Genomic DNA, 21,788 nt, shown 5'->3' with positions numbered 1-21,788 from the left:
CGTCCTTGGGGTATTTGCTGCATGCCTATTTACTGACTTCCAATTTAAAAAAGATTGCCTACCCAGTTGCCGAACCAATCAGAGCCACCTGAGCCAAGCCAGCTATTGCCGCTGGTGGTGCCGCTGGTGTTCCTGATCGCGTTGACATTCTTGCCTGATGCATACTGATTTACCTGAGACTGCATCTGGGTACTTGCGGTGGAGCCTCTACCGCTGGCAAGGTTTGCGGCATTATCGAAAATACGCTGCTCCCCGGCCTGATCATAGATGTTCTTAGCAAGGTCATAAGCAGCCTTGCTGTCGATCTGGCCATTATTCCAGTTACGCTGGCTTTCAGCCTGACCGTAATTCCATGCCAGCTTGCCCTTGTTGTACTCGTTCTGCATCTGGGTATTCATCAGACCGAACTTGGCTGCGTTCTCGTTTTCCTTACGCATGCGGTCCATGTCGGCCTGCTGCATCTGGTAACGCTGGGCAACAGCATTGGACAGCCCGTTATTCAGCTGCTGCTGGTTGTAGCCCATGGCATCGGACATAAGGCCGTTGCCGACTGAACCGTACATACCGTTATTGCCGAACACGTTCTGGGTATTGGCTGTGGCCTTGTTATAGGCATCGTAGGCGGGCTGCTCGTAAGCCTGCTGGAGCTTGTCATAATCACCATCCATAAGCGCACCGGTAGTCTGGTACTGCGGTGCCTGAGTATGCTGGTAATAGTCCATCTGGGCCGGGCCCTGTTTCTGGTTGCCCGTATAGGTGGGGTACTCCGGGGTCTTCATCCCGTTGAGAGTAGACTGGGCCTTGTTCAAGGCTGAGGTTACGACATTTTGCGCAGAAGCATTGTTGCTGCCGTAAGCAGTGTAGGTATCTGCCATGATTCACTTCCTGTGAGTTATGCACGTCCTGTGCGGTTGCAGAAATATGGTTTGGAGGGTTTGTAAAAGCCCCTGCCGTCCTAGCTGGGGCTATTGTTTCTTATATAAAATGCCACTTCAAAGCCCGAAGAACCATCCCATCTAAACCTCACGCACACTCGCGCTAACCGAGTTGATTGCCAGCCGGCATCCTGAGTGGGTTCTGATCTGGAACATCAAGCCTCTGGCCCGGAACCGGGAGCGGCAGACGTCCTGCCCTGTGGTTGAGGAATCAAGGCCGTAAGTCGCATCAACAACGGCTGTATCTGCATCGTAAAGTTCCTGCTGGGCTGAGCCGCTTAATGTATCAAACGCCTGCAAGAGAACCTTGTTCTCAGCGTTCCCGGCGTAGACTTCAAGGTTATATGATCCTGAAGTGATGTAGTCGACATTGACCTTTGTCCCGGCTTCAAGGAAAAGGTCTTTCCCGCTGCTCGATTCAAACAGCTTGAACCGGGCCACGCCCCAGATTTCGCGCACGTCACCGGGAGTTACCTCGTCTGTTCCTGCGGTATGCATCTGGTAAAGATGGCCGGAATCGGAGCCAAGGTAGATCCTTCCCCCGGATTCACACACGCAATTCAATCCCTTGAAATCTGCGGCCTCCCATTCGGTAAAGCCGTGGCGCGGGTTAAAGAGGTGAAAAGCCTTCACGCCGCCGCCCCTGAAGATGCAGGCCAGCGCGCCGAGAGACGGAATCCAGCTCATGGAGATGTTCCTTGCGTTCTTGCAGAACCTGCGGAACTCGGAAGCCATGGTGAAGCCAACCTCGGAATCCACGCCCACGTCACCATAGGTATCGGTAGGAAAAAGGCGGGAAAAACCGTCAGTATCCAGATAGTACACAGAGCTGCCAAGGCTCTTGATAGCATGAGGACCGATAGCGGCATTTTCAGCGGAGAGCAGCACGGTAGCCCATGCTGAAATCTCTCCGGCCATGCTCACGCCATAAAGCCTTTTCTCATCGCTGGAGGACTTGGAAACGACCAGCTTGTTATGCAGGGTCGCAAAGCCGTTGACCTTCAGCCCGTCACCGTATCCGGCAGGAATCTTGTACCCGCCAGCGTCTGCCGTCCATTTATCGTGCTGCTCCGCCGCGCTCAGGAAGAAGTAGTCCGGCATGTCCGCGCTATTGGCCACCAAGCGGTTGTTGACTTCCTTAACCGCTGTCGGCTTTGCAGGTGATCCGTCAATGACTGATACACTGGTACCGTCGTAGGCTTTCAGGCCCGCACCACCATCCGCGATAATGAGCTTTGAGTTGAAGGTGACCATCTGCGGATTATTGCTATCCAGAGTTGCCACCTCATCCCATGCCGTACCGTTCAGCTTGTACAGCTTCCCAGCAGACACGCACATCAGGTAACTGAAGGGCGCGGCCCCTGCCATGCCCCCGAAATGATGCAAAGCATCAATTCCAGCGGGAAGAGCTGAGGCGGTAACGCATTTAAAGCCGGGTCTGGTAGAAAGTTTACTTGTGCCGGGGTCGTAATAAACATTGTAACCTCGGCTGAGAGCCTTATCAGATATATTCGCAGCAGAGGCGGACTTATCCACCCCGGCTACGGGGGTCAGGTGTAGTGATGATGGCATATGTTTTTACCTTCTCGTTTTAGCGGCCAAAATATCGGTTTGTGTACATGCTATCATTCCTTGCTTTTACTGTATTATTTTTGATCATACCGAGGTCATCGACCACATGAGACAGTGTATGGATATCAGCTGTACCTTTGGCTACATTCTTTGCTGCCACAAAAGTATCTAGAGCTTTCGCAGCCTTAGCCACTTTAAAAGGGGAAGTAACAACATTATAGGCCGTCTTAGGAACGGCAAGAGCAAGACCAAGCGCATTGTAAGCAGCATCATGCGCTTTAGCTTTACCTTGCGAGTAATCATTCAAGCCTTTGACGTTTAGTAACAAACCAAAAGGAGTAAATTCCTTAAGAGCAAATCCAGTCCAGTATCCGGTCATAACAGACGGGTGGACATTACCGTACTCATCAACCGGAGTAGCGATATCAGTAGGCGTAAGCCCCCATGAAACCTGCACTCCATATTTTAGACCAGCATATGAATCGATATTATTCGTCAGAAAGTCATCGGTAAGCTCAGCCAGATCCGGGCCGTATTCACGTGTGCCTATGCCCATATACGGAGAGTTAGGATGCGGTACATCCAACTCGCCCGGCACACTATGCCCATAGAGGGCAAAACCCCGGTTAACAGCGTCGGGATCATCAGCAGGAGTCATGAACGACCCGTTCCAAAAACTGGCCTCCATGCTTTCAAGCAGGCCGTTTTCCTTCATAGGATCAGCACCGAAATTCCCGCCTATAATACCACGCTCCAAATCGAAGTCATCGGTATTTACGAGCGCTTCAACCCCAAAATTATCTATAACCTCGTTCATCCGGTCAGCACGGGCCTGATGCTTGGCAAGATCATTTCTGATCTCTGGACTCATCAAAGAGTAAGCATCCGGATTCTTAGCTCTCTGTCTAGCTACAAGCCCCTCAATCAGGCCCATTTCCCTCTGGGGAGCACCGACATTGGGTCCGGCATTCGCAACATCTCCCGGCATAGATGCTGTGCCCAAGGACGTACCTGCCTTTTCTTCAGCTACCTCTTCCCCTTTTGCTGTCTCTTTCCTTCCGCCAGCCTTGGTGGGATTTGCCTTATTGAGCTTATCGTTGAGCCTTCCCAGTGCAGCCTCAATAGATTCCTGCCCAACATTCTTAGCAGTACATGCGGGACCGTCCAGCAGACCGGTTGAAGCCTGATCATCCTGAGCAGTGGACGCGGGACCATCGAAAAGACCAGATGAAGCCATGTCCGCGACACTAGCGTTAGCCTTGTCGACGTCATTTTGAGAGCTGGCGTTCTGCCCTCCGTATTGGCCATCCATACGGCCATTTTTACTGTTATCCGGACCAGATGGCATATTGCCACGTGCGGGGGTGCTTCCTCCACAAAACCCCCTATTCGTAGGGTTATCTTCTGTCCCGCCTATGCCGTGCGGGCCACCTGCGTTATTGAATTCGCCATTACCCGACCGGATGCCGTTTACGACTGTTCCGCCTTTTATTCCGCTCCAGCTGGCTCCGGGATCAGAGCCATCAATCGACATTCCGGAATATTTACCGCCTTTCTTATTGTCTTTCTTATCTTCTTGATCGGATTTGCCGCCGGTACTGCCTGTATTATTGCTGCTCATATGATTTATTCCTTAGGATTGTGTATAAAATGAAAGGGGTGGGTTTTGTATTGGAAAAGAGAGGAGGCTATTCGATTACTAAAAATAAATCCTAGCCAGAACACTAAACAACTCAGAAGCATATTTATCTTCTGCTTTTGGAGGACTATCCCAGTTATCTGAATTAACGCCTATCTTCTCAAGATCACTGACCAGCTCTCTATCTGCCTTCTCTATTGCCGCCTTTCTTTCTTCAGGACTTAAAGACCAATCATTCTCGGCAGCTGCATACGCTTTGTCGTGTCGTTCATACGCCGCATCAGCACTATCTACAGCAGGAGCCAGCCCCATTAGGCCACCGGTGAGTCCACCACTAAACAGCTGTCCCCCCCAATTTCCGTACTTTGGACCATTAGCCCATGAACGCCCTCGCCCACCCATAGTAATTGCAGTGGGATTTATACCATTCGTTGGCAACATCCCCGATGGAGATAAACCGTGTAATACGTCACTCATAGCATCCAAAACTTCACCCCAAGAGAATGATTTATCTCCAAAAATCATTTCTCCTACATCATTCAGCTTGGCAGCTCGTCTATAGCCATCAACGGCTTTGCCAATAAAAACGTTGGCCACAGCGTCCATAATCGATGAGACAAAACTCTCTTCTTCAGCAGCATCAACACGCCCCGGATTTATAAGGCCTTCAACCCCATACTTATTTATAGTCGCGTTCATCTGCTCAGCATGAGCCGTATGTTTATCTATATCATCAAAAATAGATTGCAGCTCTGGACTATAGATGGATTCCTGCTTCTGCTCTTTCCAACTTTCCAGAGCACTTTCTACAAAATCAGATTCCTTCTGGCGCTCAAAATTGAACTGATGGTTCGCAAAATCATAAGAAAGTTCGTAGTTGTCAGACAAATTGAAGCCAGTAGAAGTTGTTGGAGCGGCAGGGGCGGCATCAGCGGGTAATTCTGCCCCAACAGCACCATGAACACCCACCTGACCAATGGCTGAAATATCGGTATCTTCTGGAGTGGAGTTATCTTTCTTTCCGGCTATAACGCCCCCTTGGGGCTGTGCCTTGGCTTTTTCCCGCACAGCATCAGCGGGTTCCTGCTCAGGCTGGCCAATGCTTGCAACCAGAGCCTCGACACTGGCGTTAATCCCGGCCAAGGATTTATTAAAATCATCCATCTGTGAGCCAAAGAGATCAGAATTGAGGCTTAAGTGATCTTCATCCCGTTTAGCGCCGAACATACTGGAATAGTCATAGCTATCCACTAAATCACTTGTCTGACTTGCACCCAGCACCGAATTCTGCAGAGCCTGCCCGCCGTTGGCTTTGGAGGCTCCTTCCTTCTTGCCGGACCAGCCAAACTTAGCCGCTCTATACGCGTCATGGTTCGGGTTCCTGGGATCATGCAGGCCATAGGAGTTAAGGGAACCGGGAGACCTGTGATGGCCCTTTGCGGTGGTCATAGTTCCGCCCAGCACAGAGGGCTTTCCGATCAGATCTCCGTTTCGACTGTATACATTCCCACTCTCAGTGACATGCTTATCACCGGATGGGTTATCTTCGTCGTCGCCCCAGCCGGAACCGCCTGCGGCGATATCTGCACCAATGTCAGCGGAATCCCTGTCTCCGCCACCGGAACCGTGTGTACTGCCTGTATTATTACTGCCCATAAAATTCGCTCCTCAAAATTGTATAAAGAATGCAATCGTGCATCTTGCCTTGATAAAGGAAATGCTCTCTGAATCGCCCGTCTTTTTTCATTCCAATTCGTAAGTCAAAAAGTCTTGCGGGCCGGTTATATTCGGGGACAACGCCTTCCAGTTTCTGGAGATCCAGCTCTTTGAAATACAAACCCAGAACTGTGCGGCTGGCAGGAATCATAATTTCGGGAGTGCGGTAATCAGGGTGGGAAAAACAATGGATGGCAGCCTTAAATCCCGGCTGGGTTCCGCACAGGTATGAACAGCTGAAGAGCTTGCCATCCATATATCCAAACAAAGGATACTCGGCATAACGCTTCAGCCAGTCCAGAAAGCTATCGGCATCAACCACGCCGCCGTCATCTCCGAAAAATTCATGCGCGCAGTCTTGGATCATCTCCCACAATGCTTCTTTTTCCGGGAAATCCGTATCGATTATGTAATCCATCATCCCTCCAGCAATGACTTTCATCTACCCCATCCAGCCCTTGCCCTTCACGACCCTTACGGACTGGGTGCCGTAGGTGCTCAGGATGTTGTTCTCGATATCCTTGAGCAGTTCGAGGTCAGCGGACGATTCGTCCCGGTCAATCTTCCTTGCCCGGAGTGACGCATATTCAAGGATCATCTCATCGAGCAGACCGCCCCAAGGCATTTCCGCGCCGTCCTGTTTCAGGGTATCAAGGTCGCATCCCTTGAAATAACGGAGCCTTAGTGTGATCTCTGATGCGGGGACGGACTGAATCACAAGGTTTGACCCTTCCAGCATGTACTGGCTGGCTTCCTGCGGGCTGGCGCTGCCTTCCCACTCTTCTTCAGAAGCCTTGGATACCTTGGCCTTTGTTTTCAGATCCCAAAGACCGATGTCCGTGAGGAAACCATCGGGAAGGGGTTTTGAAAATTCACCGGGAGCAAACACAAGGTCTGCCTTATCCTTGAGAAATTGCAGATTGTTACGCCTGCCCACATGCTGGGCACGGTTGACGGCCTGCGAAATAAACCGGATCAACTGCGCGTTGTTCCAGCGGGTGTTGTACTCGTCTGAAAGCTCCTGACGGATATTTTCAATTACTGCTGCTACTGTTGCCATGTGGACCTACTTTACGATTATTCGCCCGGTGTGCCCGGTGTCGATCTGGGTTACAGTCATGTATTCCGGGTTCTCAGCAAGAAATGATTTCAGCTGTGTCCCGGTCAACGGTTCGCCGTGTGCATCTGCCTGTCTCTGGAGTTCGAAAAACTCAGCAAGGGGAACCTCACCGATTACACGCTGGTTGCGCTCATCGGAGAAACCGTTGCAACCAGACATTTTTTCAAAATGCGCCTGCTCCATGATCGGTACGGCATCATATGTGGTGACCCGGGTTACAGTGCGCGTTTTCTCGTCAATGGAAATTTCGTTCTTAATCATGCAGATTTCCCAAGACGGGCCGCCGGAGCGGCCCTGCCTGTATGGAATGAAGGGTTACGCGACTTTTACGCGGGTCAGGTTGTCGATCAGGCCGACAGCCTTCTTGCTACGGCACTTGAGGGTCTTCTCGGTCACCAGCTGGAACTTGGTGCCGTCTCCGGTCTTGGCCAGAGTATCGCGTTTAAGACCGCGGCCCTTGAGGGTCAGGACTTCGAAGAGGGCCTTGTCGTAAATCAGCACGCGGTCGTACATGGTGCCGGATTTATCGACAGCTTCGAGGGTACGGGTGGGGATAACAGCAACAACGCCGAAGTCGGTTTCGATCAGGCGTACTGCCATGGTGATTTTTTTCTGGGATGCATTGGCATTGAAGGCGATACGGCCACCGTCAGTGAACTTGCTGATCTTGCGCTTCTGGGAAGGAGGAGCAAGCACGGTGGTGGGGGTAGCGCCCTTTTCCCACATGGACTGGAGAACATCGGTAAGAATGTCTTCGGTAATGTGGTTGGTAGCCGCAGGAGTGTTATTGAAATCGTAGTAGCTGCCGGATGCTTTATCCACCCAGCCGACTGCGCCTTTCATCTCGCGGGCAACGGAGGTATCACCGGCAACGAGGCTTTCGTTGTTCAGGGCGGCGTACTCGGTGTCCTTGGCAATTTCTTTGGTCTTCTTGCCGGACTGGTAGTTCAGCTCATCCTTGCGGCCGTTCATCTTGCTTGCCTGCATGGTGCCGGAAAGGAAGAAGGACTTTTTCAGGATCTGGGTAACGTTTTTCAGTCGCTCAGGAGTGCTCAGGGCCTCGGCTTCAGTGTCGTCGCCTTCCACGTGAGCGTTCTTGGCTGCGGGTTCGAGGTCGTCTTCCAGCCAGTCAGGAGTGGTGGTATCGCATTTCGCTTTACCAATGCTGGAAATGAAGGGAGTTTCAGTGGGTGCAATGTTAGTGATGAGTTCATCAACTTCATCAACGATAGAATCACCATAACCTGCGGAATAAGTAAGAGTTCTTACATCTGCCATATTTATACGTCCTGTAAATACACCGCACTTCCTGTACGGTGGTTAAAATTTATTCTGCTGCGAGATCGAAAAGCTGTCCGGCCGCCTTGAAATCACCAGCGGCTTTTTCCTTCAACACTCTGGCCCTTTCCTTCCTGCTGGGCTGTCCGCCCGGAACATCACTTCCGCAACGCTCCAGAATCGGGGCTACGGAAGTCTCTTTCTTGGACAGGGATTTTTTACCCTGACCAGCACCCATCAGACTGTTACGGGTCTGAACGTAAGAGGAGAAAAACAACTGCGGATCGTTGTTAAAACGTTCCCTGAGCACAGAGCCTTCGGGTGCGATTTTCTTCATTTCCGCCATAACGGACTCACGCAGCTCATCGGCTGCAATGGCCTGCTGGGCACTTTCGATTCTTCTGGCATAAGCATGCTCCAGAACCTTCTTCATCTGCTGCTGCTGGTAAACCGCGATCCTTTCAATTGTCTCGCGGATGGTTTCTTCCTTGAAAGCTTCAATCGGATCTTCCGGCAGGGGAGCTTCATGCGGGGCGGAGGATTCATGCGGGGCACATCCCTTCTGATACTGCATTACATGCTGGCGGAATGCAGGATCATTTTCCCATGCCTGCATCAGGGGACGCATTGACTCAAGACGCATACGCTCATCATTGAGATGGCGCATCTTGATGTGATAATCGTCGCCCATCTGGGCAAGACGGATCAGGTCATCCTGCGAAATCTCTTTTTCAACGCCCTGCACCTTGATTCTGAATCGGGGCTGGCAATGACCTTGGGCAAAATCGGGATCAGTTTCCGGATCTTCGTCATCTGCCTTGTCAAAGAGAGTACCGACTTCATCGGAGGCGCATTCGTTTTCAATCTCCTCCAACACTTCCTGCATCTCATTTGATTCATCGGCAGTGCCTTTTACAGGATTGCCATGTTTATCAAACTTCATTTTTTTACCTTCCTTGGTATTGGTTACGGCTTACTTTTCAGCAGTGGCCTTTGTTGCTTTGCCCTTACCTTTGGCCTTGAGCTTCCCGACCTGAATTTTCAAGCCCCTATTCTGCTTTTCCAATTCAGCAATACGTTTCTCAGCTTCCCCGAGCTGGTGCTTAAACACACCACGCTCATATTCGGCCTTCGACAGTTTGCTTTTGAGTGCCGCTATCATCCGGCAACCCTCCTGTTCGTTTTGATTTCTTCTCCCGAAAGCTGCATTTGCGCTTCCTCGCCCCGGTGAGCATCAAGAGAAATGTTCTTCTTCAAATCAGCCAACAGGTCCCGCTGTGCCTGCCGGAAGCTGAACTGGTCCCTCCGGTCTGCGGACAGAGACAGGATTTCCCCCTGTAGTCCCAGATCGATTCGATCCAGCAGGTCCGTAAAATACGGGTTGTCCAGCAGGTTCTGGGCCTGCTCCCCTATTTCCATTCGCTGGCGCAGTTCCTCCATGGACGGCTGCGAGTTGCTGTTTTGCATTCTGTAATTCTCCTGCCAGTTGCTGGCACTGATTTCTTACTTTCTGAAATTCGTTAAACTCGTCTTCCGAACACTGGAAGCCATCGACAGGTGTATCGAGCAGCTTTCCAATGGCATTCTCAATGGCGAGAAGATGTTCCGGCTTGGCAAGGCCCATCGGCAGGAGAACCTGCACAACTTTTTTGAAATGATTCTCCAGAATGCTTGCCTGATTATGCCTGTCCTGTAGTCCGATTCCGATATTCACCTTGATGTCGTAATCGTCGTTGATATCGAAATCTCCGGGCTGAATCCGGTGCTCTTGTTTCAGGCCGGGCTGGGATATTGAATTGGGAGGGAAAAGCTTGTTGATCTCCACGCAGTCCCTGAAGACCTCTTCCATGGTATCGGCAAGGACATCCGCATTGAATTTCTGGCGCTGCTGTGCTGCTCCCTGCAAGGCCATTACTCCGGTGGCAGTCTTGCCATATGAGTTGTCGTCAATGCCCTGATTGAGGCTGGAAACACCTGTCTTCCTTTCTGAACCAAGCCGCACAGCCTCTTTAGCCTGCAACAGGATTCCTCCGGGCTGACTGGGCCTTACCTCGCTGAACTTGTCAAAAGCCTGCGAGAGAATAACATCGCCTATCTGGCGGCCGGACCACTGCTTGGCGAATTCCGGATCAGAGGTAACGATGTTTCCGTAAGTGCTGTCCGCTGCGGCATCCACGAGGATACGCTGAAGGTTGGTAAGCTCCATCTGGTCATCACGCAGCACCAGCGGCAGAGGCTTGGCCTCAAAACGGTGGGCCACTTCATACAGCCTGCCGACCCTGAACGGAGGACGCTTGTAGGGGTTCTTCTCAAGCTGGAGGACAACATCACCGCAAATTGTGGCAATCACCGGTTCAAGCAGCCCGTCCTGATCAATATCCATCCTGAGGTAACATTCCCAAACGTAAACCTCGGAATTGGGAGAAATAGGCTTGTCTTCCTCGTTCATGCCAATAGACAGGTCACCTGTTTCATCGATAACCAGATCATCCGCGCCGTACAGTGCGCTGATTTCATGCTCGATTTCGCTGGATTCCCCGCCTTCCTGAATATAGGCCGCAACCTTTTCGTGGCTGCCCTTTGCGTACTGTCCGGCAACTTCCCCGCGCTTGATATCATGCAGGGTTTTCTTTTTACGGTGGGCTACAAACGGATTGGTATCGAGATCCTTATGGCCCGGAACATAGTAAAATTCAGTAGCAGGCACGCATTCAACACAGGGGCCGGCATAGTTCACTTCCCTGCGGACCGCCTTGACCTTTTCGTAATGGACCTCGGAAACAACTTCGGATTCCCCTTCCACAAGCCACTCATCCGGCCGGAGGGGAACTTCCGTTTCAACTTCCTTGTACTTGGTGATCTGAATATCAGGATCATTCACCAACTGTTCCATTTCCTCCAGACTCAGCCGCTCAAAATACAAGGTTTCAAGATCGAAGTCGGTCTTGTGGTAAACCTTGAACACGCCGTAGTGGTAAAGCAGGGTGTCGTGCAGCCAGGCACGAATTTCCCGCTTACCCTTGTTTTTGCGGAACATCTGAAAACGTACGGCCTTTTTGATACGTTTGGCCCTTTCAAGATCGTCCATCCTGATTTCAGCGAAGTCAGGGTGCGCGAAAATACTGGACAAACCGGGCTTAAGCCATTCCACAGCATCCCAGACCACAGAAGCCACGGCCTGAGACCACCCTTTCTGCTCGTTACCAAGCTTTTCCATGTGATACAGCTCAGAGCACTTTTTACGCTGCTCCGAAAGCTGTTCCTGCCAACGCTCGGCCTTAGTCTGCAAAGGGCCGATCAGTCGGATGACTTCTGAATCTTTAATTTTGATATCTTTACTCATTAAGCGCACAGCCTCGATGTTTTCTTAACCCGTTCAAAGGTCTGCTTCATTGCAATGGCACCGCCATAAAGGGATAATCCCAAAGCGTCCGCCAAGTTAGGGGATTTTCCACCGTTCTCCACTTTCTTCATCTCCCGCTTGCCCATCACCTTGATCTTGCTGGACGGGGTAAAATCATATTTTACGTTGGACAGTTCCGCCCGGAGTTTGTCAGTCAAGGCTAAGCCGGAAGGAATACAGTTTTGTTTTTCTTCAAACCATTCCCGTACCTTCCACCATATTTCATCTCTCAAGCGTGCGAACCTGTCATCCGCAGACGCTTTTTCAGCTACGTTGACACTCTGGACTGTAAGTGAAGGATACAAGCGGCGCAGAGCCTGAAAAGCTCCCTGCCCCCAGCCGATACCGTCAACCATGACCGTGAAGCATTTGTGCTCCATCATGTGGCGGTAGGCCCACCCTGCAATCTGGTCGTAATCGTCAAGCCTGACCTCTTCCATTGCCACAATCTTTCCGCCCTGCCGGATCACAAGCGCGGTAGGGTCCCCGGAAAGGGACAGGCCGACATCAAGTCCGGCAACCAGCGGGGCATTCTTATAAGCAACGGGGCGGTCTATGGCCTGATCAATAAGGTTCAGCGGAATGAGGATATCGTCAGAGCTGGCCTGAAAATCGACAAAGTATTCCTGCCTGATAAGCGATTCAGAACGTCCGGAAGCAAGCTCTTCATCAATCTGTTCCGGAGTGAGGACACCTGTGACACCAAGGCCGTTGCCTGCTCCCTGAGGGTTGAATTCCGGGTGATAGCAGGCTGCCAGCCGTTCACAATACCAGTTCGGGTTCTTCATTGCGGACTGGAATAAATCCCAGCCGTGGTTCATACCGCGCGGAGTGAAATTGAATACCGCCCAGCCGTCGTTCTCCCTTAGGATCGGGGAGACATAGTCCCATGCACGCGGGTCCTGCAGGGAATACTCTGAAAAAATACAGCCCACGGGGTTGGTTCCGACAACCGCGTCAATGTTGTCTGTACCGATGATCTGAATCAGGGAGCCGTTGACGAGCTTGACGTACATCTCGGTGCTGTTCGGCTTCCCATCAATCAACTGCTTGGGTATGTAGGAAAGAAACTGCCTTCCCGAGCCGTCAATCCCGTTCCAGATGACCTTCTTGCCCTGCTTGTAATAGGGGAAGAAGTAGTAATATGAGCCAACACGCTTGAAGGCTTCGCAAATCAACAGGTTCCATTCGGTCAGGTCCTTACCGGCACGCCTGTGCCACACCGAAACCGCACGTTTCCCGCCGTTTGCAATGTAATTCCATTTAGGAATCTGGTAAGCACGAGGAATGAAACCATAAGGTATGGTTATCTCTCGTTTCTTTGCCAAGGCTGCACATCCTATGCATTGGGGACTTACTGTCCCGCCTGTGGTTAAAAATTAGAAGAGCGTGGACAGGCTACTCATCATCCTCGTAAACGCCCTCAACCGTAATGGTCTCAATGGCCTGCACACCGGTTTTAAGTTCCAGTGGCTCCGGCCGGGCCTGCTCAGGTGATCCAAAAGCCGCGATATTCACGGTCACGCCGCCTGTCTGCTCGACCTCCTGCTTGTCTATCCACCCGCAATTGTTCTTCAAATGAAAGATCTTGCCTACGGCATTACCTTTCCCGTCGATCAGTTCCCGTTCAATATGGGCCTCGATGCGGGCTTTCGCCCTTTTGACGACGTACACAAAATCCTGCCGGACTTCTTCGCATTCGCCGCGCTCTCCCCGCTCATAATTCAACAACCCCTGTCTGCTGGAAAAACCGAGGGCAAGGGCAAGCTCTGTAACTGTGGGCGTAATATCTTCAGCTTTGCACTGCTCAAAATAGCTGTCGATTGCCGCTTGCATCCGCTTTGCGTTCTTGTACGCCAAGGGTCTGCCCATTTTTGCCATATTCTTCCCTTTCCATCCTTTGCTATCCACAAAATGCCAACCGTTATCGGGGCGGGACGGCAGGTGAGGAACACCCACCGCCCCGCGCAATAGCCAGCCAAAATGCCAGCGTTATAATAGGGGGCGACAGGCGAGAGACACCTGCCACCCCACACAGGAGGGATTATTTAAATGTGTCGTAAATGATCCTTACAACCAGGCCCGCCACCACTGTGGCTGTTCCCCAGACTGCCCGTTCCAGATTCCGGAACTTCTCAGCGTGGGTGTGGCAACGTCTGGCCCCGTTGATTTCTGCTATATCTTCCTGAATGGACTTAACCCGCTCATCAATGCGGATCAGCATGTCCCTCAGCTCATCTCGTTCGTCATTACCCACAAAGCCCCCTATGCAGTCAGGTCGTCCAGCTTCTCAATGGCTGCGGCCTTTTTCCGGAGAGCGGTGAGCCCCTGCACCTTATAGCCGGCGTTGGTGAGCTTCAGCCCCCCGGCAACTATCATTGCTACAATGGGTGCCAGTGGTGAGGCAGGTGTTCCGGTTGCGATCAGTCCGGCGAGCGCTCCGGCAACATCACCAAGGGCTTTTGCGGATTCATCAGAAATTTCGATATCTTCAATATTAAAATCCACTATTCCTGCCTCCTGATCCTGTTCCAGAGCCCGAGGGTTTCAGACCAGATTTCAGCAGCAAGAACTTTCTGGTCCCGGTACTTGAGCCGGGCTTTTTCGGTAAGAGTTGCATTCTGGCTGGCGGCTATGGTTTTCCATGCTTCAGCATTCTTCGCCAGCAACAGGGCCGCAGGTCTTGCAATGTTCATGGACCGCACAAAGGGAACGGCCTTCTCACGCTGCTCCGCAGTCAATGAAGGCTTTATTTCCAGATACTTATGGTGGGTCGCATTGTAGGCTCCCAGCAGCATATTCGCGTACTCTACGGCCTGATCCTCAGCGGGAAGGTCGGAGAGCTTCTTGAGCGCGCAGCCGGGAGCCATTATGAAGGCCAGCGCAAGGCAAATGAAAAAAATATGTATTCTACGCATTACTTGTCCCCTGCGTTCCTAGCGTGGCGCAGGTTCATTCCCAGCACGTTAACCAGCTTGACCAGCGGCTTGACAATCGCGTCATCCTTAGGGCTGGGGGTTATAGCAGCAATGGTGGCGCATACGCCGACAACCTCGGCTGCAATCTCGATAATCTGAACTATATCCATGTTCACTCCAGTTTATTTATGATGATCGAAACACCACCCGAAAAATTTTCTCGTAGAACGCACAAAAGACATCAACGGCATCCAGCAGCCTGCATTTCACATGAAGTGGATTTAAAAAATGGCGTAGTCGATCACAAAAGCCGTGTTTCATAGTGCCTGCTGCACTCCGTCAATGTCTTCGGAGTCTTCGTAAAGCTCCTGCTCTGCTTCCCAGTCCCGGAAGGCTTCAGAATTAAAGCCACCCTCCATGGCTTCACAGACTGACTTGGTTTGTTCGTTCTTCATGGGAAAGATTTATAGGGAAATTGGTGTAAACTCTGTAAGGGGCGGGAGTTTACATGTTTATATTTGGCTCAAAACAAAAACCCCCGCCTTCCAGAGATGGAAGACGGGGGGATTAGCGGGTATTGTAATGAGCAGGGGGGGCAGGCGTTATGGCTAGGAACCGCTCACTCAACTGAATATAAGCTTCATAAAGTAATCAAAAGCATTGGACAAAAAACTTTTTGTTTCATTCGGATAAAGGCCAACTGCTGTGGTCATTGCGGTGAGCACAATTGACCCCAGCACCTTAACTACCCCGCTCCCCGGCCTACTGTGTATCCGTTGCAGTTCATGAAGGACTTTCTTCTGGTCTTCGGGGTTAGGGAAATCAATATTTATCTTCTTTAGCAGGCGTCCTGTCCTTGAATTTAAATTCTCATCAACCGGGATGAGTTCAAAGGAGATCTTGTACATAGACACGCCCTTTACATACGCATACAAAAAGTAAATGGAAAAATATACAAGAAGAGACAAGTAGATGAGGCACAGAATCTTCCACCAAAAGAAGTCATAGAGACCATACAAAAAAGGATAACTAAAAAAACCAATAGCCAGAAAAAAAAGGCATGCTACCCCATATAGAATTTTAAATTTTTGTGACATTAAGACCTTTACACAATTAGCATAATACAGAAGCGAAGGCATAAATATAATTATTACACAGAGAAAGGAAAAGAATGCAGCAATTACCCTTACATCACTACTCCCAAAACTTTCCCACCCCACCATGCATTGATAATAATAAAAATTTAATATACAAATCGAAAATTGACTTATCGCATAAAACGCAAAACAAAATAAAAATTTTCTCCTTGAGAAAAAACTTATATTATATCTATCTCTAATAATACATATACTCATAGCAAGCACAATAGAGACATCTAACACTAATTGCAAGAAACGATATGTGAAGAAAAAAATAAAACCTGGAACACCAACTGTCTTACCTAAAACCAACAATGAAATATAATTAAATAAATCTAAAACAACATCTTTACTACTACCAACACCAATAACCCAAAGCAAAATCAACCCGCCCCAAACCGAGACTCCATTCATAAATGATTTTGCATTCTCTTCAGGCACTGACCAGTCAATATGAGGGGCCAATGTGTAAGCATGGGCCTTACTAATCCCCTCTACCTGCGCAAGTTCATCATGCCTTGTGAAAAAGCCGTTCTCTTCACGGTATGTAACGATCCTCTCAGCAACAACAAGCCCGACACCATACAGCTGGGATATCTCTTCAGCGTTTGCAGTATTTATTGCAACATCATAATCCAGAACACCTTGCTCGCGCATATCCCCCCCTTTATACGCATCAATAAACATAGAATTTTTGTTTTCTACAATTAAGCAAGACCAGTATAATAAGTCAAACAACCAACAAAACCCCCCGCCCTCCATCTCTGGAAAGCGGGGGGAGACTATTAATATTATCAGGCCGCAAGTCAGTTTGTCAGTTCAGCCCACTGCCCTCTTAATCTAGCCAGTTCATCCCTTACAATCTTTGAAAGAATCAACTCTGCCGGCGGCCTAGTAACTTCCCCTTCAAACGGAATTTGGTGTACCCTAATCATTTCAAGATACTTCCTGCGGGTGACGTCATGCTTAAAAGACATACAATTATCATAAACCAAGGAGCATGTGACTATCTCCGGCAAACCAAGCCTTCTCATTCTTCTTGTCTCTAGTGCTTCCTGCACATTCTGCCAAATTACATTTGAAAAAATGTAAAAGAGACTAGGAGAGGCAACCACCAGCAGGACCACACTACTAGCCATCTCGCCAAATCTATCCTCCATAAATCCGATAAATTTAAATGTAAGAAGAACAAGACCAAGAGAGGCAGCGGCAAAACCAAATGTTATTGCGAGTCCTTTTAAATTAAACTTTAAAAAGAAATTTTTAATTCTTTTTATACTCATTAATTTTAAAAGATTTTCCCAGCCAATTAACAAAAGCACATAGAAAAAGATAATAGGAACAATAGCAACATAACCGATGTATATAAAAGCCAACACAGTAGGCGCATCAGCAGCCCTAGACAAATCATAATCAGGATATTTCCAATATAAAAAATAAGTACCCATAGCTATATACATTGCTGTGGGTATTTTAACAAAAGCAATATAAGTAGCGAATTGATTTGATTGTAACCGAAGACAACTTAGCACCAAAACACAAATTAAAGACATAGCACACAAAGCCAAAAACAAAGAACTTTTAAAAGCAAGATCAAAAGTCAAGACGAACACAAAAAAGGCTGACAGCAAACCGAGTTCAACCACATCAGCCCATATTGCACGCTTCTGCTTACGAAATGCATCCGACAGACCCAAAGTAAAATTCAAATCGCTAAAATTACGGATCAACTGCAAAGAAGGAATAGAAGAAAGATACGAGCGCACCGCACGATGTGTTGACTCATTAACACTACTCAGATGTCGACATGACCTGAGTGTTGAATCACAGACCCAGCTACTTTCCGTTTCAAAAGCTTTGACGATGGCTTTCTGCTGGTCCTGCTCATTGAGCAAAAGAATACCCTCAGACCCGATCTTGGCAATCAAAAGGTCCGGGAAATCGAGCAACTCTAAAACAATTTCTCCAAGATCATCTCTGAAATCCTCCAAGGCATCAGCATCAGCACGGAAAGCATCCGCCAAAAAGCGCAGGCAATGGATCGCCTCCCTTGAAGACTCGATATCGCCGGACAGCAGGGTATCTTTTGCCGCATGTATTTCCCGCCAGCAGAACTTCGCGATGCGTTTCCGCTGCTCTAAACCGACAATACCGCAATACATGACAATGCAATCACGCCAGCGGGAATCCTTTGGAATATCCGTATAAGGGACTTCCTCTTTTTTATTATGGAAGTGATTAACTACAAAAAATTCAGCAAAACGCCTGTGCACAAAGGAAAATTTTCTACCGCCGTACCCACCGCCCCTTGCGATTCTGGAAAACTCCAAGGCATAGATGATGTTCTTTGCATCGTCTTCGCTAAACCCATTTTCCGTTAAAATCGTTTCTATCATCTCTACATCAGCTTCCAGTCCGAGGCTCCCGCTCTCATACATCCCCCTGGCTATTATGGACGCTGCTTCGCGCAGTAAGTCTACGGTGAAGCCGAACTTTCTATAGCTGGGCAAATCTGTCTCAAACCTTTTTGTTACGTAACAGTCGAATATGGAAAACATATTCTCAGGCAGATTTTCGCCGGTTTGGTAGCGGGCATATTCTGAAATCAGCTCTGCAGTAAAAGGGTTTCGCAACAACGGTACCAGCTGCGGACGCTCCCGGAACAGCCTCTTAACGTATTCATCAGTATCGAGCCCCTTACCGATCAGCCATTTCTTCATGGCCGCCCTGATCTGCTGCTCACGGAAAGGACGCAGCATCAACATCGTGCCCTTAACGCCTACCGGAGCCCTGAAAACCCTTGAGGCAACAATGGCCCTGCATGATTGAATATCCTGAGTAAAAAAACGGTCGAATGCAGCGGAAATGTCTCTATGCGATTCACTTTTATCATCGCAATCAAGCACGCTCGGCATTTCATCAAAAGAATCAATCACAAAAAAGAGCCGCCCATTTTTGCGGTATTCATCATAACAAGACTCAAGGAATGCCCTGCCGTCTTTTCCGGTCTGCTCCTGCACATTATCCCTAATGAACTGCATAAGGGTTTCTTCGGTCGGATCTATGCCTACCGGAAACTCACGCAAATTGACGTAAACCGGAACCACTCCACTGCTTGCAGCCCTCTTGCAAAGCTCGCGAACCAGCCTGCGCAAGGACACACTCTTTCCGGACCCGGGATCTCCAAGAAGAATAAAAACCTGTGATTCTTTATTCTTTTTGATGGAAGCAACAATGTCTTTCACTATTCTGGGACGATGCCTGCTTGTCCTTTCCGATTCGATTTCAGCCTCAAGAGGGGTAAATTCCCGGTCACTCCAGTTAACATCCCGATCATAACGGTCCAACGCGGCAATGAGTGCCCCAGTGTACCGTTTAAGACTTTCAGCACGGTCAGCAATGGAATTTAAACTGGAATCATCAGGCAAGTTTTCACTGGGCAGGCTTACATTTCTACGCTGGGCAATAACATTTATCACTATGACGGCAAAAAGCAGCAATGCAAAAGCTGTCAGACTGAACACCTGACTTCCGTCTACAAGCACAAATTGAGGCAGATCGAATTTCTGCAAAACCAGATTGCCAACCCCTAAAACCCAATTACCCACCTTTGTAGTAAAGGTAGTTGGCGGAGCCCAGTATAGACCTGAAGCACCAGACAGCACCACCAAGCTATACAACTGAACACGGGTCTGCCCCGACAGGCCGGGAATAAACATCCTGCGCAACCAGTAGACAACTGCCAGTATCGGTAATGTAGACAAAAACCCCCAAAGCGGACTCACGAAAATTGCGATCATGGTAGCAACAACAACCATAAGCAGGCAGATAAAGATAAAAGCTTTAAATCGATATTGAGCTGGGAGCATTATTTCAGTCCTTTACTTAGCTTGTTAATCAAAATAACTATCCAGCTACCACAAATTAAATAGCAATACAAAGCATATAAGTTAAAACAAACCCCCCGCCCTCCATTTCTGGAAAGCGGGGGTTATGCAGGCATTATAAAAAAACAGGGATGGGCGCTAGGCTATGAGCCTTTCATTTTGCCGGGTTCTTTCTGAATCTCGGCAAGCAGTTCATTGATCCAGCGGAACTGAGGCTGCTTGCGAAGGTTTTCTAACTGCTCTTTATCAACCAGTCCTATGTATTTCTGAAAATCATTGGACTCGATTTTCTTGAGGATACACTGGTCCTTGCAATCGCCGCATTTCCTTGTAGAGACCTTTCCTTCTTTGGTCAGCCTGAGCAGGAAGCACTCCGAGCAGTTCGGGGTCACCGCGATGACCCTGATATCATTTTTATCCGGCATTTTGTCCAAAGATCTTTTATTTGGCATCCGTTTTATCGCCTTGGCGATGATCTCGTCCACGCTCAGACCACCGGATTCAATGAAATCGTAATCCATGATTACAACGATTTTGTTGTAGCAGTTTCCCTTATAAAGGAAAGCATTCTGAATCACGTCCACCGGACTACCCCCGTTGCCAAACTGAGGCTTTACACTATCGAACTTATCCGGCGGATAAAAATGCGCAATCAGTTTATATAGTTCCCGGCAGGCCTGATCCTCCCCAAAAATAAGGACCGATGATTTCTGTGACTTTGCAGCCCTAGCCTTTTTACGCTCAAAACTTCTGGCCTTGCGCGCCCCCTCTCGTCTCTTTGCCATCAGCCCACCTGCGGAATCGCGCCATATTTGCCGGTAATATAGTTCATGAAAAAGTTGTCACGCTCCTTAACGTCCTTGACGTCATTAAGGGACCAGGCCTCGCTTTGCTGGGTCTTGCGGTCTTTTTCCACCAGCACGATCTGCCTCTTGCTGAGCTGGTTAATGACATTGACACTATGGCTGCTGCAAATCAGCTGTCCACGCTCCCCATAGCCCATATCTTCCCTGAAGAATTCAATAATCCTTTCCACAACAATGGGATGCAGCCCCACTTCAATCTCATCAATGATCGCAACACCGCCGGAACTCAAAGCCAGAATAATCGGGAACAGGACCTTGATCAGCTGTCTGGTTCCATCGGATTCAAAATTGATATCAAATTTGTACTCCTGGCCATCAATTTCATGGACCGCTTCACAAAAGGACGTTTTACCGGCCATAATATTCTTAAGCTGCTCAGGGGGAGGCCCCAACTCGCTGGGTATGGACTCGATAAATCCCTTGAGCAGCTTCATGGGGCTGGAGTTAAGCACATCCTCCTCAATATCAACTTGGGTATGCTCAATTCTGGAAATGCCCACATCAAAAGATTTCAGATAGCTGGAGACCTTATCGATGACCTCAATATCCTGAAATCTCTTGATAACCTGTTCCACCGGGAAAACGGTTTCGAACTTGTAAGAGAAAGTTTGAGACAGTCCTTTAAGAATTTCTTCCAGCCCGGTTTCATGCTTCAAGGATCTGGAAACAGCCAGCAGGGATTCGCTATGCTCCAGTTCACGCTTCATCTTATCAATACTGAACTTGGAGCGCCCGCCCTTGCTGATATGAATGTTCCCGGTATCGTAGTTAAGCTTTCTCCTGAAAACATACTTCCAGCGGCCGGTCTCAGGGTTGGCCTCATCAAGAGATTCATATTCTACTCTTTTCTCTTCGTGATCATAGCTGAGATAGTAGCGGTAAATAACATTTGAAACTTCAAATCTCAGTTCAAATTCAGACAGTTCTTCCGGTTCCTCGCAAAGCTTGAAGAAATCTACGGCAAGCCTGCTCTTTCTATCAATCATGAAACTAATCAGGGCGATGAGTACCTTGATCAGGTTGGACTTACCGGAGGCATTTGCTCCGATGCAGGTAATTACGGAAGGTACATAATGGTTTTCAGCCAGCTCAATAAATCTCGGGTCGCTGGCATATTTTTTATCTTTACTTTTGAAATCAAAATCAAGGCACTGTTCGCCCTTGAACGACCATGCGTTATCAAAACAAAAAGACAGAATTTTCACTTAAAACTCCTTATAGAATTCGCGCTTAAAGCCTTTTTCGGACAATATACGCCAAAAACGCCGCGAAATACACCCTAGCTGTTAGTTTTTTTTCAAATACGAGTCAACCA

At 49.0% G+C, this 21,788-nt stretch carries 22 protein-coding genes; all 22 read right to left on the bottom strand.

Translation table 11 applies throughout. The annotated features are described in order from the left end of the window. Window positions 1–44: 44 nt before the first annotated feature. A complete protein-coding gene (locus tag ACO05Z_RS06335) occupies window positions 45–875 on the bottom strand; it encodes a hypothetical protein (protein ID WP_421901309.1) in 831 nt (276 codons plus the stop codon). Window positions 876–1,016: 141 nt separating this feature from the next. After that, window positions 1,017–2,507 (bottom strand): hypothetical protein, encoded by a 1,491-nt coding sequence (locus ACO05Z_RS06330; protein ID WP_421901308.1) that lies wholly within the window; start codon window positions 2,505–2,507, stop codon window positions 1,017–1,019. A 19-nt stretch (window positions 2,508–2,526) separates the two neighbouring features. Next, on the bottom strand, window positions 2,527–4,128 hold the full coding sequence (locus ACO05Z_RS06325; protein WP_421901307.1) for a hypothetical protein: 1,602 nt from the start codon (window positions 4,126–4,128) through the stop codon (window positions 2,527–2,529). Window positions 4,129–4,206: 78 nt separating this feature from the next. After that, a complete protein-coding gene (locus ACO05Z_RS06320; protein ID WP_421901306.1) occupies window positions 4,207–5,802 on the bottom strand; it encodes a hypothetical protein in 1,596 nt (531 codons plus the stop codon). Then, complete coding sequence (locus tag ACO05Z_RS06315) at window positions 5,792–6,304, bottom strand: GNAT family N-acetyltransferase (protein WP_421901305.1); 513 nt, start codon at window positions 6,302–6,304, stop codon at window positions 5,792–5,794. The genes ACO05Z_RS06320 and ACO05Z_RS06315 overlap by 11 nt, the downstream gene beginning before the upstream one ends. Then, the gene (locus tag ACO05Z_RS06310) at window positions 6,305–6,922 is read right to left on the bottom strand and encodes a hypothetical protein (RefSeq protein WP_421901304.1); all 618 of its coding nucleotides are present in this window, start codon (window positions 6,920–6,922) and stop codon (window positions 6,305–6,307) included. Between the two features lie 6 nt (window positions 6,923–6,928). Beyond that, window positions 6,929–7,243 (bottom strand): hypothetical protein, encoded by a 315-nt coding sequence (locus ACO05Z_RS06305; protein WP_421901303.1) that lies wholly within the window; start codon window positions 7,241–7,243, stop codon window positions 6,929–6,931. A gap of 54 nt (window positions 7,244–7,297) precedes the next feature. Beyond that, window positions 7,298–8,260, bottom strand: a complete 963-nt coding sequence (locus tag ACO05Z_RS06300; RefSeq protein ID WP_421901302.1) for an SU10 major capsid protein — start codon at window positions 8,258–8,260, stop codon at window positions 7,298–7,300. Between the two features lie 49 nt (window positions 8,261–8,309). Beyond that, entirely contained in the window at window positions 8,310–9,203 is an 894-nt protein-coding gene (locus ACO05Z_RS06295; protein ID WP_421901301.1) for a hypothetical protein, read from the bottom strand. Window positions 9,204–9,233: 30 nt separating this feature from the next. Continuing rightward, window positions 9,234–9,422 (bottom strand): hypothetical protein, encoded by a 189-nt coding sequence (locus tag ACO05Z_RS06290; RefSeq protein WP_421901300.1) that lies wholly within the window; start codon window positions 9,420–9,422, stop codon window positions 9,234–9,236. 96 nt (window positions 9,423–9,518) lie between these two features. Continuing rightward, window positions 9,519–11,603, bottom strand: coding sequence for a portal protein (locus ACO05Z_RS06285; protein WP_421901299.1), 2,085 nt, complete (start codon window positions 11,601–11,603; stop codon window positions 9,519–9,521). Further along, the gene (locus ACO05Z_RS06280) at window positions 11,603–12,991 is read right to left on the bottom strand and encodes a hypothetical protein (protein WP_421901298.1); all 1,389 of its coding nucleotides are present in this window, start codon (window positions 12,989–12,991) and stop codon (window positions 11,603–11,605) included. Before ACO05Z_RS06280 ends, ACO05Z_RS06285 begins: the two co-directional genes overlap by 1 nt. 70 nt (window positions 12,992–13,061) lie before the next feature. Then, complete coding sequence (locus tag ACO05Z_RS06275; RefSeq protein WP_421901297.1) at window positions 13,062–13,574, bottom strand: terminase small subunit; 513 nt, start codon at window positions 13,572–13,574, stop codon at window positions 13,062–13,064. Window positions 13,575–13,707: 133 nt separating this feature from the next. Continuing rightward, on the bottom strand, window positions 13,708–13,920 hold the full coding sequence (locus ACO05Z_RS06270; RefSeq protein ID WP_421901296.1) for a hypothetical protein: 213 nt from the start codon (window positions 13,918–13,920) through the stop codon (window positions 13,708–13,710). Between the two features lie 8 nt (window positions 13,921–13,928). Then, window positions 13,929–14,171, bottom strand: coding sequence for a hypothetical protein (locus ACO05Z_RS06265; RefSeq protein ID WP_421901295.1), 243 nt, complete (start codon window positions 14,169–14,171; stop codon window positions 13,929–13,931). Next, window positions 14,171–14,581, bottom strand: coding sequence for a hypothetical protein (locus ACO05Z_RS06260; RefSeq protein ID WP_421901294.1), 411 nt, complete (start codon window positions 14,579–14,581; stop codon window positions 14,171–14,173). Before ACO05Z_RS06260 ends, ACO05Z_RS06265 begins: the two co-directional genes overlap by 1 nt. Further along, window positions 14,581–14,751 carry a hypothetical protein gene (locus ACO05Z_RS06255; RefSeq protein WP_421901293.1) on the bottom strand — a complete coding sequence of 57 codons (171 nt, stop codon included), beginning with the start codon at window positions 14,749–14,751 and terminating at the stop codon, window positions 14,581–14,583. Before ACO05Z_RS06255 ends, ACO05Z_RS06260 begins: the two co-directional genes overlap by 1 nt. 147 nt (window positions 14,752–14,898) lie before the next feature. Further along, window positions 14,899–15,036, bottom strand: a complete 138-nt coding sequence (locus tag ACO05Z_RS06250) for a hypothetical protein (protein WP_421901291.1) — start codon at window positions 15,034–15,036, stop codon at window positions 14,899–14,901. Window positions 15,037–15,204: 168 nt separating this feature from the next. Next, the gene (locus tag ACO05Z_RS06245) at window positions 15,205–16,377 is read right to left on the bottom strand and encodes a ComEA family DNA-binding protein (RefSeq protein ID WP_421901290.1); all 1,173 of its coding nucleotides are present in this window, start codon (window positions 16,375–16,377) and stop codon (window positions 15,205–15,207) included. Window positions 16,378–16,526: 149 nt separating this feature from the next. Beyond that, entirely contained in the window at window positions 16,527–19,589 is a 3,063-nt protein-coding gene (locus ACO05Z_RS06240) for an NACHT domain-containing protein (RefSeq protein ID WP_421901289.1), read from the bottom strand. Window positions 19,590–19,750: 161 nt separating this feature from the next. Next, window positions 19,751–20,392 carry a hypothetical protein gene (locus ACO05Z_RS06235; RefSeq protein ID WP_421901288.1) on the bottom strand — a complete coding sequence of 214 codons (642 nt, stop codon included), beginning with the start codon at window positions 20,390–20,392 and terminating at the stop codon, window positions 19,751–19,753. Continuing rightward, window positions 20,392–21,678, bottom strand: coding sequence for an AAA family ATPase (locus ACO05Z_RS06230; RefSeq protein ID WP_421901287.1), 1,287 nt, complete (start codon window positions 21,676–21,678; stop codon window positions 20,392–20,394). Before ACO05Z_RS06230 ends, ACO05Z_RS06235 begins: the two co-directional genes overlap by 1 nt. Between the last annotated feature and the right edge of the window lie 110 nt (window positions 21,679–21,788).

This window comes from Maridesulfovibrio sp., assembly GCF_965230075.1.
In the GTDB taxonomy this organism is placed as follows: Bacteria; Desulfobacterota; Desulfovibrionia; order Desulfovibrionales; family Desulfovibrionaceae; genus Maridesulfovibrio.
This window is presented reverse-complemented; position numbering and strand designations above follow the sequence as displayed.

What these genes read in the sequence shown, in the direction of transcription:
- ACO05Z_RS06250 (WP_421901291.1), bottom strand. Translation starts at nt 15,036, where the DNA reads ATGAAGAACGAACAAACCAAGTCAGTCTGTGAAGCCATGGAGGGTGGC.
- ACO05Z_RS06305 (WP_421901303.1), bottom strand. Translation starts at nt 7,243, where the DNA reads ATGATTAAGAACGAAATTTCCATTGACGAGAAAACGCGCACTGTAACC.
- ACO05Z_RS06260 (WP_421901294.1), bottom strand. Translation starts at nt 14,581, where the DNA reads ATGCGTAGAATACATATTTTTTTCATTTGCCTTGCGCTGGCCTTCATA.
- ACO05Z_RS06290 (WP_421901300.1), bottom strand. Translation starts at nt 9,422, where the DNA reads ATGATAGCGGCACTCAAAAGCAAACTGTCGAAGGCCGAATATGAGCGT.
- ACO05Z_RS06245 (WP_421901290.1), bottom strand. Translation starts at nt 16,377, where the DNA reads ATGCGCGAGCAAGGTGTTCTGGATTATGATGTTGCAATAAATACTGCA.
- ACO05Z_RS06285 (WP_421901299.1), bottom strand. Translation starts at nt 11,603, where the DNA reads ATGAGTAAAGATATCAAAATTAAAGATTCAGAAGTCATCCGACTGATC.
- ACO05Z_RS06255 (WP_421901293.1), bottom strand. Translation starts at nt 14,751, where the DNA reads ATGGATATAGTTCAGATTATCGAGATTGCAGCCGAGGTTGTCGGCGTA.
- ACO05Z_RS06300 (WP_421901302.1), bottom strand. Translation starts at nt 8,260, where the DNA reads ATGGCAGATGTAAGAACTCTTACTTATTCCGCAGGTTATGGTGATTCT.
- ACO05Z_RS06235 (WP_421901288.1), bottom strand. Translation starts at nt 20,392, where the DNA reads ATGGCAAAGAGACGAGAGGGGGCGCGCAAGGCCAGAAGTTTTGAGCGT.
- ACO05Z_RS06335 (WP_421901309.1), bottom strand. Translation starts at nt 875, where the DNA reads ATGGCAGATACCTACACTGCTTACGGCAGCAACAATGCTTCTGCGCAA.
- ACO05Z_RS06315 (WP_421901305.1), bottom strand. Translation starts at nt 6,304, where the DNA reads ATGAAAGTCATTGCTGGAGGGATGATGGATTACATAATCGATACGGAT.
- ACO05Z_RS06240 (WP_421901289.1), bottom strand. Translation starts at nt 19,589, where the DNA reads ATGCTCCCAGCTCAATATCGATTTAAAGCTTTTATCTTTATCTGCCTG.
- ACO05Z_RS06310 (WP_421901304.1), bottom strand. Translation starts at nt 6,922, where the DNA reads ATGGCAACAGTAGCAGCAGTAATTGAAAATATCCGTCAGGAGCTTTCA.
- ACO05Z_RS06325 (WP_421901307.1), bottom strand. Translation starts at nt 4,128, where the DNA reads ATGAGCAGCAATAATACAGGCAGTACCGGCGGCAAATCCGATCAAGAA.
- ACO05Z_RS06320 (WP_421901306.1), bottom strand. Translation starts at nt 5,802, where the DNA reads ATGGGCAGTAATAATACAGGCAGTACACACGGTTCCGGTGGCGGAGAC.
- ACO05Z_RS06330 (WP_421901308.1), bottom strand. Translation starts at nt 2,507, where the DNA reads ATGCCATCATCACTACACCTGACCCCCGTAGCCGGGGTGGATAAGTCC.
- ACO05Z_RS06295 (WP_421901301.1), bottom strand. Translation starts at nt 9,203, where the DNA reads ATGAAGTTTGATAAACATGGCAATCCTGTAAAAGGCACTGCCGATGAA.